At 46.3% G+C, this 13315-nt stretch carries 14 protein-coding genes and 1 other RNA gene; 14 read left to right on the top strand and 1 reads right to left on the bottom strand.

Annotated features, from left to right (window positions below; genetic code table 11):
• Positions 1-76 precede the first annotated feature (76 nt).
• The 6 genes from DN92_RS06495 (at position 77) to DN92_RS06470 (ending at position 6101) form a co-directional block, all read left to right on the top strand.
• Entirely contained in the window at positions 77-2047 is a 1971-nt protein-coding gene (locus tag DN92_RS06495) for a hypothetical protein (RefSeq protein WP_173960471.1), read from the top strand.
• The gene (locus DN92_RS06490; RefSeq protein WP_173960470.1) at positions 2028-3275 is read left to right on the top strand and encodes a hypothetical protein; all 1248 of its coding nucleotides are present in this window, start codon (positions 2028-2030) and stop codon (positions 3273-3275) included. Before DN92_RS06495 ends, DN92_RS06490 begins: the two co-directional genes overlap by 20 nt.
• A 277-nt stretch (positions 3276-3552) precedes the next feature.
• Positions 3553-4599, top strand: a complete 1047-nt coding sequence (locus tag DN92_RS06485) for a phage major capsid protein (RefSeq protein ID WP_173960469.1) — start codon at positions 3553-3555, stop codon at positions 4597-4599.
• A gap of 10 nt (positions 4600-4609) precedes the next feature.
• On the top strand, positions 4610-5014 hold the full coding sequence (locus DN92_RS06480; RefSeq protein WP_173960468.1) for a hypothetical protein: 405 nt from the start codon (positions 4610-4612) through the stop codon (positions 5012-5014).
• A 203-nt stretch (positions 5015-5217) separates the two neighbouring features.
• Positions 5218-5751 (top strand): hypothetical protein, encoded by a 534-nt coding sequence (locus DN92_RS06475; RefSeq protein WP_173960467.1) that lies wholly within the window; start codon positions 5218-5220, stop codon positions 5749-5751.
• Positions 5751-6101, top strand: a complete 351-nt coding sequence (locus DN92_RS06470) for a M15 family metallopeptidase (protein ID WP_173960466.1) — start codon at positions 5751-5753, stop codon at positions 6099-6101. The genes DN92_RS06475 and DN92_RS06470 overlap by 1 nt, the downstream gene beginning before the upstream one ends.
• Before the next feature lie 118 nt (positions 6102-6219).
• On the opposite strand, the gene ffs is transcribed toward DN92_RS06470, so the two are convergent.
• An RNA gene (ffs, locus tag DN92_RS06465) (signal recognition particle sRNA small type) lies at positions 6220-6317 on the bottom strand.
• 32 nt (positions 6318-6349) lie between these two features.
• Between ffs and dnaX the strand changes: the two genes are divergently transcribed.
• From dnaX to DN92_RS06425, 8 genes are all read left to right on the top strand, one after another.
• The gene (dnaX, locus tag DN92_RS06460; protein WP_173960465.1) at positions 6350-8011 is read left to right on the top strand and encodes a DNA polymerase III subunit gamma/tau; all 1662 of its coding nucleotides are present in this window, start codon (positions 6350-6352) and stop codon (positions 8009-8011) included.
• A gap of 48 nt (positions 8012-8059) precedes the next feature.
• Positions 8060-8383 carry a YbaB/EbfC family nucleoid-associated protein gene (locus DN92_RS06455; RefSeq protein WP_173960464.1) on the top strand — a complete coding sequence of 108 codons (324 nt, stop codon included), beginning with the start codon at positions 8060-8062 and terminating at the stop codon, positions 8381-8383.
• Positions 8384-8405: 22 nt separating this feature from the next.
• The gene (gene recR, locus DN92_RS06450) at positions 8406-9020 is read left to right on the top strand and encodes a recombination mediator RecR (RefSeq protein WP_173960463.1); all 615 of its coding nucleotides are present in this window, start codon (positions 8406-8408) and stop codon (positions 9018-9020) included.
• 115 nt (positions 9021-9135) lie between these two features.
• Positions 9136-9321 (top strand): hypothetical protein, encoded by a 186-nt coding sequence (locus DN92_RS06445; RefSeq protein WP_173960462.1) that lies wholly within the window; start codon positions 9136-9138, stop codon positions 9319-9321.
• 69 nt (positions 9322-9390) lie between these two features.
• Positions 9391-9681, top strand: coding sequence for a nucleotidyltransferase family protein (locus DN92_RS06440; protein ID WP_173960461.1), 291 nt, complete (start codon positions 9391-9393; stop codon positions 9679-9681).
• On the top strand, positions 9678-10034 hold the full coding sequence (locus DN92_RS06435; RefSeq protein ID WP_173960460.1) for a HepT-like ribonuclease domain-containing protein: 357 nt from the start codon (positions 9678-9680) through the stop codon (positions 10032-10034). The genes DN92_RS06440 and DN92_RS06435 overlap by 4 nt, the downstream gene beginning before the upstream one ends.
• 160 nt (positions 10035-10194) lie before the next feature.
• Positions 10195-11607 carry a carbohydrate porin gene (locus DN92_RS06430; protein ID WP_173960459.1) on the top strand — a complete coding sequence of 471 codons (1413 nt, stop codon included), beginning with the start codon at positions 10195-10197 and terminating at the stop codon, positions 11605-11607.
• A 177-nt stretch (positions 11608-11784) separates the two neighbouring features.
• Complete coding sequence (locus DN92_RS06425; protein ID WP_254598266.1) at positions 11785-13311, top strand: TolC family protein; 1527 nt, start codon at positions 11785-11787, stop codon at positions 13309-13311.
• Positions 13312-13315 lie beyond the last annotated feature (4 nt).

Raw genomic sequence — 13315 nt, 5'->3', positions numbered from 1 at the left:
ATCCTATAGCTGACGCACTAATGAATTTATCCTAAATAAATTCACGAGCAAAGAGCGAGCGATTTATAAATGGGGAGTGCCCCAAAACTCCAAAGCCCTTCAACAAAAATGGACCGCCCGCATCACTCATGCGCGAGCCCACTGGTCATCCTTTCATAAGCGCGTAAGACACAATCGCAATACTGTAGCTGGCTTCAATTGGAATGCCGACCCTACTGGCAAAGACTTCTACAGTCTTCGAGCCAACCTCATTCATGGCACCATCTCCGCAGTTCTGCCTAACGTCTATGCACGTAACCCAGAGATATCGACAACGCCCACCCATAGCGGCGCAGATATCAAACTCTTTTGCAAAACATTAGAGAAGGTTACCAATAGAGCGCTAGAGCATGCCCAGCTTAAAAATCGGGCTAAGTCTACTGTTAGAGCGGCTTTGACCTGTAGTTTTGGGATTCTTAAAGTGATGTATCAACGAGATCCAGGTCGGGATGGTTATATACAAGGTCGTATTAACGATGCCCAAGAAAACCTCCTTGCTATAGAAGAGCTAGTACGAGATCTTCAAGAAAAGGATGCTAATACAGACCAAAGTCATCATGATGCTAAGCGGGCTGAGTTAGAAGAGCTCATTAAGTCACTACTAGAGCAATCCGAGGTGCAGTCTGCTGAAGGCTTGGTAATCGATAGAGTCCTCACTGAAAACCTACTCATCGACCCCTCCATCTGTGAGTTCTGGGACTACACCGATGCAGACTGGATTTGCCAAATCATCCCAATGAAGCGTGGTCAAGCAGAGGCGCTCTACAAAAAGAACCTAGCTAATGCCAAGATTTACCAACCAGGCCAAGGTGAAACTTCCCATAGGAAAACTAGACGCTTAGCCTCAATGAACCTAGATGCTAAATCTGCCCCAGTAGTAGACGATCAGCAAATAGCCGTTTTAGAGATCTGGGATAGAACTACCCAGCGGGTATATACGATGGTGGAGGGTGCTACAGAATGGTTACGTGAACCCTATTCACCACCAAAGGTAGGAGAGCGTTGGTACCCATTCTTCTTATTGCCTTACCAAGTTGTAGATGGACAGTTCGTTGGCCCAAGCCTTGTAGATCTGACAGAGCGCTTGCAAGAAGAGCACAACGAAGCCAGAGACCGTTTTAATCAACACCGAGACCTGTGCATACCGGGTTGGGTAGCTTCTGCTGATATCAATGAAAAAACCATCAAGAAACACGCAGACTCCCGCTTTGGAGAAATCACCATTGTGGATACCGAAGGTAAGCCTCTCAACCAAGTCATCATTCCTCGGGGTCACCCCAAGATCGACCCCATTGTGTATGACACCAGTGCCGTGCGCTATGACTGGGAGCAAGTCACTGGTTTACAAGATGCCGCACGCTCTACCGTTGTCCGGCCTAAGACCGCTACCGAAGCCAATATCTTGCAAAGGGCCTTATCAGGACGGGTATTTGAATTCAAAGACCAGATTGAGGATTGGCTCCAAGAGATAGCGCAGTACAGTGCCCAAGTCCTTCTCCAAGAGCTGACCAAAGAACAGGTAGAGCGCTATATGGGAGCACCCATTACCAGAACTACCCTAGTTGAAGGCAAGCTTACGACGACCCAAGAGAAAACCTATGACTGGCCACGTCTTACAAAGGGACGCATTTTTGACATGGTTGATCTGCGCATCAGAGCGGGTACTACCGGTGCGCAGGATGGCGTAGAAGAAAAAGAGGGTTGGCTCAAAGTGCTACCCATGATTACGAATCTATCAATTCAGATTCAGAACCTACAAGCCAGAGGAATGGATTACGAGCATATCCGTAATCTCCTACAAGAGACCCTCTTGCGGTATGACGATCGCATCGATTCCAATCTATTTATACCGAATGTAGAAAAGCAAGCGGAGGGATGGTCACGTGCTGACGACCCCAATTTAGGAGGCAATTGGTTCTCCGGTTGCAGGCAAAGAGTAGATATGCAGACAGATAACGAAGGAAATTCATTAAAAGAGGAGACAGGCAATGACGCAAGTGGCGAATGAAGTAAAGGGCTTTAAGTCTGAAGTGCTGACAAACGGTGGCTCGATTCAGAGAGTTCAAGATAGGGAGGCCAAGAACGAGCGCGAACGCCTTGAAAAAGAAGCTTATGAGAAACATGCGGCTGAAGTTGCTGCAAGGCGCAGTAAAGAAAGGGAAGAGCGCGCCATTAAATTGCTTGAAAAGGCAAAGACTCAAAAACTCGCTGACGAGGAGGCGGCCAAGAAGACTGCAGCACAACGACTCTTGAGAGATCAAGAGGCTGAAATTCAGAACGCGAAGAAGCAAACTCAGAATCAAGCTCAAAAGGCAGATCGCAAGAGCCCAGCTACCAACTTGCTTGACGATCTAAGTAAAGATTCCAAGCCTAGCATATCGCTTTTGCAGATTTCTGAAGATCTTGAAGAGGGTGAGGAGCTTTGCGAGTCTGAGGATGTGAAGGAAGAGCCTATATTTACGCCAGTAAAAGGTGAAGTCTATGTGCCGACTTTCATTCCTGTATTGGAAAGTAACGCAGAGCCTCAGGCCCATGATTTGGGCGAACTCATGCCTGCACCAGTAGCCCTCACCGTAGATGCTCTTCCACTACCAGCCATTCAGGTTGAAACAGCCCAGGAGTTCATCAACCGGATGATCAATCTTGGGCTTGGGGATTCGAGCCCTGATACCAATGGTGAAGAAAAGGAGGCAGCGCTTGAAAATATCAAGTCAAAGCGTGGGCGTGAGCGGATCCAAAAGATCATCAATGAGAAGCGAGACCTCGAAAAACAAGTTGAGGATTTGCAAGTTACCGTGGTGAGCTTACAAGAGACTATTCGTAAGTTCGAAATAGAAAGTAACTTGGTAGGTAATGTCATGACTCTGAGTAATGCCAAGAAAAACCCCTCAGAATTGGTTTCCGAAGCAAAGCTACAGATGATCAATTTTTTGAATACCCGTTCAGACGAAATCGATCATATTGATAAGGCGGTTTGTTTTAACAAATATATGTCAGACCCGTTCTATATGCAGGTGTTTGTGCAAAATAATCAACCTGAGCAGTGGCAAACCATGATTGAATCAATTTATGAAGCAATAGAGAGGCCAGAGCCAAGCTTTGCAAACGTCAAACCGATTGCTCATCATCGTCCTCAACCTATTCGGGCAAGAACCTCAACCCTAGGAGCACCAGTTGCAAGCTCTGGGAATCCAATGGATCGCATAGCCCAGCATCTAGGCAATATGGGAATTTAGTTCTTCATTAGGCAAGCCGAGAGAATGCATCTTCAAAAGAAGGTGCATTCTTGCCACAGATCATCGACCAATAAAAAACCCCAGAAATATCCAATCCCTCCGCTAATCAACGTAATAATTAATTCATGCGGTGAGAGTTAAACACTCTGACTGCTGCTTCACACCAGCGCGTTAAAGCTAGAGTAGCGCCTAGTAGCGTAGCAATGGATGGGTTCACGCTCGATCACTAGGTATTGAAGCCAACCAATTTCTTAAATAACTATTGATGGGGTGGCATATGCCAATTTCAAATACAGATTTGCAAGAGTTAGCTAAGGTTTCCTTAGATGAGTACTTGCGCAATCTACCAGTCGATCAAATCGCCGTAGAGAGACCTTTCCTTAAAAAACTCATGGAAGGGCGCAAAAGTTTATTAGGCGCAAAGCAGAACGTAGTCGAGAACATCCGTAAAGAACACGGCAGTAACTTTAGCTGGGCATTTGGAGAGGAGACGGTCAAGTTCAATAAACGCAATACGACTGAGCAAGCCTCCTTCCCATGGCGAAGGGCGGTAGATGGTCTTTACATCGACTATGACCGGCTTTTTAGCAATGGCATCAAAGTACGTGAGGGTGGGGCGCGAGGCTTTCAATTGGAATACAACGAACGCGTACAGCTGATTAATCTCTTAGATGAGCAGTTAGAGGTCCTACGAGAAGGCTTCCTCAATAAGCTGGACCTAGAGTTACACCGCGACGGCTCGCACGGTGCCGATGCCTTAGTAGGTTTAGATAGCTTAGTGAGCCTTGCACCAGATGCCGGCACAGTTGGTGGTATCGATCGAGCCAAAGCAAGCTACTGGCGTAACTACGCCGTCAAAGAGATCGCCTCAACAGCGCCAGGTAGCTTGGTAGGTGAGATGGAGACTGCATGGCGTCAATGTATTAAAAATGGCGGTAGCCCTGATTTCATCATCGCTGGGGGTAAGTTCATTGATACCTATCGCAAGCAAGTCACAGTGACTCATATCGCTGGATCGGGTGAGACCAAGTACATCGATGCTGGCGTAGGTGCAGGCGTAAATACTGGTCTTGCCTTCAAAGGGGTGGAAATTATCTGGGATCCGCAGTTTGATGAGCTCGATGCCATGGCCAATAGAACAGTGGAGTGGAGTAAGCGCTGCTATTTCCTCAATACCCGCTTTATGAAGCTTCGGGATGATGATCTAGACATTGTTGCCCCAATCCGTCCGCACGATACGCTCGCTATGTACGCCATGGTGAACTTACGCTGTGCTTTATCCATCTCACGAGCTAATGCCCATGCGGTATTAGCCATTCAATAAGGAGAGGTGAATGAATAACAGCATGAATCACAAAGAGCTTATTCATAGCGACTTCCAAATTAAGGAGGTGGAAGCGGTAGTGCGTAGGGATGCCTTCACAACAATTCATGTACATGTACCGCCATATGAGACCAATATCCTTCGAAACCTCTTTGGGCGCGAGAACGTCACGGTGTTCGAGCGGCCATCAAAGACCACCATTACTCCGGAGCAAGAGTACGACAGACTCTGCGCTAAGTATGGTCATGAAGTCGTGGCTAAAGTCTTTGGCGAAGATGATGGTGATCGCCTGATGGAAATCGTAATGGGATTAATGGAAGAGGGAGGCGGCGCCACTAGTCCCAGTAAGCAGGATAAAAAAGGTAAAACATTTGAGCTTGAGATTTCTGAGGCTCAGAAAGGAAGCAAGCGTTAGTAGAAAGAAGCTTTTATTGGCAACCCTAATTTAACTGTGATGTTGTCGTGAATGTATGTGGGTGTATTTGTGGGTGTGTATATGTAGGGGCGTATTTATTGCGCTCCCTCACATTGCCAACTTAAGTCTTCGCATTAAAAAAGCTTGATCTAGTAAAGCGCTGCAATTTTTAAATCATTTGTCATTATTCAAAAAATAATCCTATGCTTCCTATATTTACATCACTAGTACAAACTTTGGCCGTAAATGGTCTTGGCCTATTGGCAGGAGCCGTTCAGGCAAAAGGCAAAGAGTTTATTGAGAAAAAGACTGGGGTTCGCATTCCGGACAACCCCAATCAAGAAGACCTGATTAGACTTAAACAGCTTGAAATCGAGCAAGAGCAATTACTCTTGCAATACACGCTTAAGCAAAAAGAGCTTGAGATTGAGGAATCCAAACTTCTTGCTGAGATGCATCGAGCTTCGCAAGACAATGCCACCAACCGCTGGCAATCTGACATGGTGAGTGATTCCAGGCTATCAAAGAACATCCGTCCTGGGACATTGGTCTACATTCTCACTGCATACCTATTATTTGCATTGTTATCAGCCATGGGCATTGATATCAATGAAGCTTATGTGCACCTTTTGGGTGAGTGGGGGCAATTAGTCATGCTGGCTTATTTTGGGGGCAGGTCGGTGGAGAAGATCTTTGAAATTCGCATGAGCGCCCCTCGACATGAGGAAGGTATTTAATGAGCACAATAAAAACTAACCTAGTCGAAGAACAAGCTGCATTTTTAATAGATGTTTGTAATCTGATTCAATTTGCCACGAACAAGGGCTGGGTTCTGACCGGTGGGGAGCTTTGGCGCTCCGCAGAGCAACAAGAGATTTATTTCAAGACTGGCAGATCAAAGACTATGCATAGTCATCATTTAAGACGTTGCGCTATTGACCTGAACTTCTTTTGGAATGGAAAGCTAGTTTGGGACAAAGAACTTATTCGAACAGTGGGTGAGCATTGGGAAAGCCTAAACTCTAAAAATAGGTGGGGCGGTAACTTTAAGGGGTTTGTGGATGTACCGCATTTTGAGAGGGTGTGATAGCGCCACCTTCCGAGGTTGCTGGCAATTCTTAATGAGTTAGATGAGGCTGAAAAAGCCACTTTACCCATTAACGAACTGGAAAAGCTAACTTCGGGGTCTTAAATCTAAAGGGAAGGTGGATGAGCCCAACCCCCGGCACTGACAGAATTGGGTTTGGCTGCTTCGTTCCCGACCTGACCAGGTTATCCAAACCGCCATGCGGGGAGGCCCATCCAATTCCATTTTAGCTTGTTAGAATGTAATGCATGACAGCATTGGCTTTAGCCCGTTCGTGGCGCCCTAAAACTTTCTCCCAATTGGTAGGACAAGACCATGTGGTTAAGGCATTAACCCATGCCTTGGACCAGGGTCGACTACACCACGCTTGGCTCTTTACAGGCACTCGCGGGGTCGGAAAGACCACAATCGCCCGAATTATGGCCAAAGCCCTCAATTGCACCGGGGAAGATGGCCAAGGTCGCATGACCTCAGAACCTTGTGGAAAATGCCCGGCCTGCCTGGAAATTGATGCAGGACGCTTTGTTGACTACATTGAGATGGATGCTGCGAGCAATCGCGGGGTGGATGACATTGCTGCTCTATTAGAGAAGGCAGCCTACGCCCCAAGCAATGCGCGTTACAAGGTCTACATGATTGACGAGGTGCACATGCTCACCAATCATGCCTTTAATGCCATGCTCAAAACGCTTGAAGAGCCGCCTGAACATGTGAAGTTCATACTGGCAACTACCGATCCCCAAAAGATCCCCGTCACCATTTTGTCCCGTTGCCTGCAGTTCAATCTCAAGCAAATGCCTGTATCACTCATCGTTGAGCATTTAGAAAAAGTACTCGCCGCAGAAAAAGTTGACTCTGAAACCAATGCACTCCGTGTTTTAGCAAAAGCAGCGCAAGGCTCTATGCGTGATGCGCTATCACTGACTGATCAAGCAATCGCCTATGCAGCCGGCAAAGTATCTGAAGAAGCGGTACGCGGCATGCTCGGTACTCTTGATGATGCCTACCTCATCAAAATATTAGATTCATTGATTGCAAAAGATGGAGCAACACTTTTGGCAATTGCCAATGAGATGGGTGAGCGCAGTATGTCTTTCTCATTAGCGCTAGCCGATCTATCCAGCCTCATTCAGAAAATCGCCGCCGCACAAATTGTTCCTGAGTCAGTATTAGAAGACTGGCCAGAAGCAGCAGAGATTCGTCGCTTGGCTAGCGCGCTCACAAAAGAAGAAGCGCAACTTTTTTACCAAATTAGTATTACCAGCCGCCCCGATTTATCACTCGCACCGGATGAGCAAACTGGCTTTGCTATGACGCTCCTGCGTATGCTGGCCTTTCGTCCCGGAAATGAAGCTCCCGGCAGAGCAGGGGGCTCAACACCTCCAGTAGCAAGCTCCCCAAGACCAGCTGCGCCAGCAAATCAAACTACTGCTCCAGCGAGGTCTGCACCAGCAGCTCCGGTTGCAGCACCAGCAGCTCCAGTTGCAGCACCAGCAACTAAGCCTGCTGCAGTAGCCTCCAGCTCAGATCGCCCAGACTGGCATGCTTTGATGCGCCAGTTGCCGGTCAAAGGATTGGTACAGCAGTTAGCATTTCAGACGGAGTTGCAGGATTGGAGTGACTCTCCAGCAGGTATTCGCGCAACGGTGGTAACGCCCATGCCACAACTCGCATCAGAAGCCTCCGTTGGTCGTCTTGCCGATGCATTGACTGCACACTTTGGTAAGCCAGTGAAAGTCGTGATTGAAAAAGGTGAAGTTGAAGGCAAGACAGTCGCTAAAGTCGATGCCCAGATTCATCAAGAGAAAAGACAAAACGCAGAGCAGATGATTGCGCAAGATCCATTTATTCAGCAATTAGAAAAAGAGTTTGGAGCCAAAGTGGTTGGTGGTTCTGTTAAGCCTCTTTGACTCTTTGATTGCAAGATTTAACAATATTAGATACAAGGAAATAAAGCGATGATGAAAGGTGGCCTTGCTGGTTTGATGAAACAAGCCCAGCAGATGCAAGAGAAGATGAAGGTAGCGCAAGAGCAATTGGCTGCGCTAGAAGTCACTGGTCAAGCCGCTGGCGGACTCGTGAAAGTCACTATCTCTGGCAAACACGAGATGAAACGCATACAGATCGATCCAGGTGCAATGGATGATCGCGAGATGTTAGAGGATTTATTAGTTACTGCCTATGCGGAAGCATTCAAGCAGGTAGAGGCGGCTAATTCCCAAGTGATGTCTGGAGCGACTGCTGGTATGCCGATGCCTCCTGGATTTAAGTTGCCGTTTTGATTTCCTTAGGTAAAGAATCCTAATGGCACGTCAAGAAGCCCCACAAGATGCCCTTGGTCGTTTGATTGAATCATTACGGGTATTGCCTGGAGTAGGCCCCAAGTCTGCACAACGCATGGCTTTTTATCTGCTGCAGCATGATCGCAATGGGGCGGCTATCCTTGCCAAATCATTAGGTGAAGCAGTTGAGACTGTAGGTCATTGCGCCCGTTGTAATACTTTCTCAGAAACCCAAATCTGCATCACTTGTATTGATGATCGCCGTGATTCATCAATACTTTGCATTGTAGAAACACCGGCCGACCAAGTGATGATGGAGCAGACATTGAGCTTTAAAGGCAATTACTTTGTCTTGATGGGCCGGATTTCACCACTCGATGGTATGGGTCCCAATGAAATTCATTTTGATCGATTACTCAATCGGATTGAAGCGCCCGATACCGGAGTTCTCGTAAGAGAGGTAGTGCTGGCAACCAACTTCACTAGCGAAGGTGAGGCTACAGCACACTACATTGGTGAAGTGCTTAAAGCTAAAGGGATTAAAGTCACCAGAATTGCCAGAGGTATTCCAGTAGGTGGTGAGTTGGAGTATGTCGATGCAGGCACCTTGGCCAGAGCGCTGATGGATAGACGTTAAGTAAGGTAGTTATCTAAAAACCCTTTTGCTCTTGCCGTTGAAATGAATGCGCTAAAGAGCTACATTCGTCTTTTAACTACACCACAGTCAGATATTCTCTCTAACCAATTAAAAGATGCCCCCAAAACCTAATGTAAATTTATTTCGTGATGAACTTGAAGATCAAGAGGATCTAAAACTGGCTGATAAGGCCATGAGAGAAATGCGGAGAGGCGGGGTTAAGGCAATACCCATAGACCAGGTAATTAAAAACATTAATTTGGCGGCTGTTAAGCAAGCCCCACAGTCTGATACCTTTTAAACATCATTTGATCCGCCGAAAAGTCGGAAGTATTGATCTTCGGATGAAAAATTCGGATAATCAACCATTATGAAACCATCTACTGCCATGAACTCTCACAGAGCTCAAATTCGTTCAATTGTCGAAGCGCATCATGCTAGCAATGCACGTGTTTTTGGATCGGTTGCTTCTTGTACTGACGTTGAGGGAAGTGATTTAGATGTGTTGATTGATCCTACCGTAGAGACCACTCTATTTGATATAGGTGCGATTCGATATAAATTAAAGCAACTTTTAGGTGTTCCAGTAGATGTTTTGACACCAAATGCCTTGCCTGAGAAATTTCGTAGCTCTGTGATTGCCCAAGCCTTGCCAATATGAGTCGTGATCCCCAGCGGTTGCAAGATTACTTGGAGCATATTCTCCAGGCAATTAATAGAATTCAGGGCTACTGTGCTGACATTGATGAAACTGGGTTTTTAGAGAGCCACTTAATTCAGGACGCGGTAATACGAAATTTTGAGATTATTGGTGAAGCCAGTAAAAACATAGATCATCTTTTTCCCGAATTTTCCAGCAGCAACCCAGATCTGCCATTGTTAATTGCTTACGAGATGAGAAATGCCTTGGCGCATGGCTACTTCAAGGTTGATCTGCAAATTGTCTGGAAAACAATTGAGATGGATCTGCCAATCATTCAAGAACAGGTTATTAAACTAATTAATAAGCAATAAAGTTTGATGGCTTCACTGCACGTAGATTGCAGTGATTGGCAAGATCGTCACTAAATCGACATAAATTCTAAGTAGTTTGATACATTTTGGGGATAATCTCACCCGCGCTCTTGACGGGCTTTAGTCTCACGGTGTGCCCAAGTATTTTCTAAAATTCTAAATGACCCACAAATCCTACCTTCTCCTGTTGAGCTTGCTAGCTGCAATTTGTAGCCCGGCTGCGCTTGCTCAGAAAGCGGGATCTGGTTCAGATCAGATTGCTACATTTGCATCTCCTATTGAGAGCTTTCCCACTGAAGGAGAGCTCTTTGGATTGCCAGTAAATATCCACGGGCAAACAACGTATATCAATCAACGCTATAAGAATTTCAACTCTCCTTATTCTGGCCAGAATAGTTTAAATGCCGAAAGCTCGATGAGCTACAGTTGGTCTGGTACTTTATTCCTTGGGGCTCGCATTGCGCCCAACACCGATGTGTATTTCAATCCAGAAGTGGTTTCTGGAGTGCCGTTTTCAGGCTTAGTAGGTTTGGGTGGATTTACCAATGGTGAGGGAAGTAAAGCTTCGGGTGCACAAGCAAAGTTTTATTCTGCAAGGGCCTTTGCTCGTCATACGATTAATCAAGAGGGTGATAAGGTTGTCCTGGAGGATCAGGCTAATCAGATTACCCAAACGGTGAGTAGTAATCGGGTAGTGCTGACAGGCGGTCAGTTTTCTACGCTTGATATCTTTGATGACAGCCGTTATGCCAAAGACCCCCGCATTCAGTTTATGAACTGGGGCAATATGACTTATCTGGCTTATGACTATGCAGCCGATGCGCGTGGCTATAGCTGGGGATTAGCAGGGGAGTGGTATCTCGATAATTGGGTCTTGCGTGCCTCGCGGATGCTTGCGCCAAAGTCGCCCAATGGTCGTGATCTCAACTGGCAAATCTTTAATGCCTATGGCGATCAGATTGAAGTAGAGCGTCAGCACCATATTGCCGACTTACCAGGTAAGGTCAGCGTCTTAGCCTACCGTAACAAAATGATCTTGGCGCGTTTTGAAGATGCAACGAATTACGTCATTCAAAATAATGCCCAAGGTACGCAAGCCATTAACAATGTCCGTAGTAGCAACCAAATCAAGACTGGTATTGGTATACATGGTGAGCAGGCATTGACTAAAAATTTGGGCGTCTATGCTCGAGCCTTTACGTCAGATGGTCAGACAGAAACGATGTCGTTTACTGAGGTAGATAATTCGATATCGGTAGGCATGGGTATGAATGGCACAAGTTGGCAGCGCCCCCATGACAGCGTTGGTATTTCCATGATGCAAAACGGTTTATCTAGTTATCGCCGTGGCTATCTTCAGGCAGGTGGTGTTTCTTATTTCATTGGTGACTATGCCAGTCCAAGTCAAACCATCTCCTATTCACCAGAGCGCATTGGCGAGATTTATTACAACGCCAACGTCATTAAGAACGTGCTCGCTGGAGTGAACTTTCAGCACATCATCAATCCAGCCTATAACTCTGCCCGCGGCCCAGTGAACATCCTGTCCTTTAGGATTCATGCTGAATTCTAGGTCCTTTAAGCTAGGCTAATTTAATTATTGTCTTTAGAATCAATAAGATAAGAATCTAAAATAAATTGAGAAGTGCCTCTAACGCTCTATAATGATTAAACACCCAGTAAATGTAGGGGAATTTACATTTAGAGCTAAAAAAACAGCTTTATTAGATTTTTTAAAGAGGCAGTCGACTTGATTCACGGCCAGTTGAAGATTAGTAAGCGGATTGCTCAAACCATAAGCCCCTTAAAGCAGGTGGCTTGTATTACCACCTCTTTGTTTTTTGCTTTCCCTGTGTTTGCGCAACCATCCCCTGCGAGCGTTATTGTGCAGACGAATCTATCCACAGATTCTCTATCTTCGCCGCCAGTAATGAGTAATGAGGCTATAAATCAGATTAAGCCTGCCGCTGCTCCGTCATTATTTGCACCGGTTACCCAAACCAATACACCGAAGATCTATACCAGGGGTGCACCTTCTGGCTCAGCAGAAATGGATTTACGCCAACTGTGGACTGAACTCAAGCTCAATAACCCGCAGTTATCTTCATTGCGCGAATCCTATTTGTCTGCCAAGGCAACTGTTCCACAGATCAATGCACCAGCCAATCCACAAGTCGGATTGGTGTGGTCAGGCATGCCGTCGAACTCACCATTAGGATTGGGTGGAGCTAATGCGCCATCTCCACAATATCCCAATGGTATAAGTAGCAACAATGCGATATCCGTTGCGCAACCATTCCAGTTCCCAGGTAAGAAGAGCTTGGCGTCCGATATTGCCAACACCAATGCAGAGGCTCTACTGGCCCAAAGTGAATCCACTTACTTGCAGTTGGGTGCACAGCTCTCTACTTTGTATTACAGCGCCTTAGCATCGCAAAAGCAGTTACAGGTTCTAAAAGAATCTGTGATGCGTTTGGAGATGATTAAGAATGTCGCTAAAGCGCGTTACTCTAATAATGCTGCGGCTTATATTGAGTATCTCAATGCGCAGGTAGCGCAAAGCGCAGCTCAAGCTGATCAATTTAATGTTGAGCGTCAATTGCAGGTGGCACTCAATAATATTAATACCTTGGTAGGTCGCCACTCGAGAGAAAAGCTGGTCTTGCGGGGCGATGTGCGTCGCGCCATGAATACCGTACCCACCTTAATCGAGTTAGAGGACTATGCAGAAACCAGTCATCCCTCTTTAAAGAGTTCAACATTGCAATTAGAGGCTGCCCGCAAGGGTGTTGATTTGGCCAAGAAAGCCTACTTACCTGACTTTCAGGTAATTGGTTCTTCATACACGCCAAGAGGGCCTTTTTCTGCAAACAATGGCACGATGTTTTATCAGCTTGAGTTAGACCTCATCATTCCGCTGTATTTCTTTACTAAGGAGAGGTACGGAGTAGAGCAAGCACAGCGCAATCAAGCAGCTGCTGAAGCAGGCAATATTTCTAATCGTCAGCAAATCATCTTGGCTGTAAATAGTGCGTACGCTACCTATGAGCAGGCTAAGAATCAAACCCAATTTTTAAAAGAGCGCCAAGTACCCCAGGCAGACGCTGCCTACAAGGTGGGCTTAACGCAATACTCGAATAACGGTCAGGGATTCAATGACTTGCTGACAGCGCAAACCCAATTGCGTAGCCTCGAAGTTCAATTAGCGCTAGCAGAGAGTAATCTTCTGCAAGCGCAAGCAGTATTGCTAGTGACTTCTGGCAAAGAACCCTTTTAAGGAG

It is taken from the genome of Polynucleobacter arcticus (assembly GCF_013307205.1).
GTDB classification, from domain to species: Bacteria; Pseudomonadota; Gammaproteobacteria; order Burkholderiales; family Burkholderiaceae; genus Polynucleobacter; species Polynucleobacter arcticus.
Note: the sequence above shows the minus strand (reverse complement) of the source record. Positions and strands in the feature narration are given on the sequence as shown.

Coding starts and splice junctions, on each gene's coding strand:
- DN92_RS06475 (WP_173960467.1), top strand. CDS start 5,218: ATGCTTCCTATATTTACATCACTAGTACAAACTTTGGCCGTAAATGGT.
- DN92_RS06440 (WP_173960461.1), top strand. CDS start 9,391: ATGAAACCATCTACTGCCATGAACTCTCACAGAGCTCAAATTCGTTCA.
- DN92_RS06485 (WP_173960469.1), top strand. CDS start 3,553: ATGCCAATTTCAAATACAGATTTGCAAGAGTTAGCTAAGGTTTCCTTA.
- DN92_RS06445 (WP_173960462.1), top strand. CDS start 9,136: ATGCCCCCAAAACCTAATGTAAATTTATTTCGTGATGAACTTGAAGAT.
- DN92_RS06455 (WP_173960464.1), top strand. CDS start 8,060: ATGATGAAAGGTGGCCTTGCTGGTTTGATGAAACAAGCCCAGCAGATG.
- DN92_RS06430 (WP_173960459.1), top strand. CDS start 10,195: ATGACCCACAAATCCTACCTTCTCCTGTTGAGCTTGCTAGCTGCAATT.
- DN92_RS06470 (WP_173960466.1), top strand. CDS start 5,751: ATGAGCACAATAAAAACTAACCTAGTCGAAGAACAAGCTGCATTTTTA.
- dnaX (WP_173960465.1), top strand. CDS start 6,350: ATGACAGCATTGGCTTTAGCCCGTTCGTGGCGCCCTAAAACTTTCTCC.
- recR (WP_173960463.1), top strand. CDS start 8,406: ATGGCACGTCAAGAAGCCCCACAAGATGCCCTTGGTCGTTTGATTGAA.
- DN92_RS06435 (WP_173960460.1), top strand. CDS start 9,678: ATGAGTCGTGATCCCCAGCGGTTGCAAGATTACTTGGAGCATATTCTC.
- DN92_RS06490 (WP_173960470.1), top strand. CDS start 2,028: ATGACGCAAGTGGCGAATGAAGTAAAGGGCTTTAAGTCTGAAGTGCTG.
- DN92_RS06480 (WP_173960468.1), top strand. CDS start 4,610: ATGAATAACAGCATGAATCACAAAGAGCTTATTCATAGCGACTTCCAA.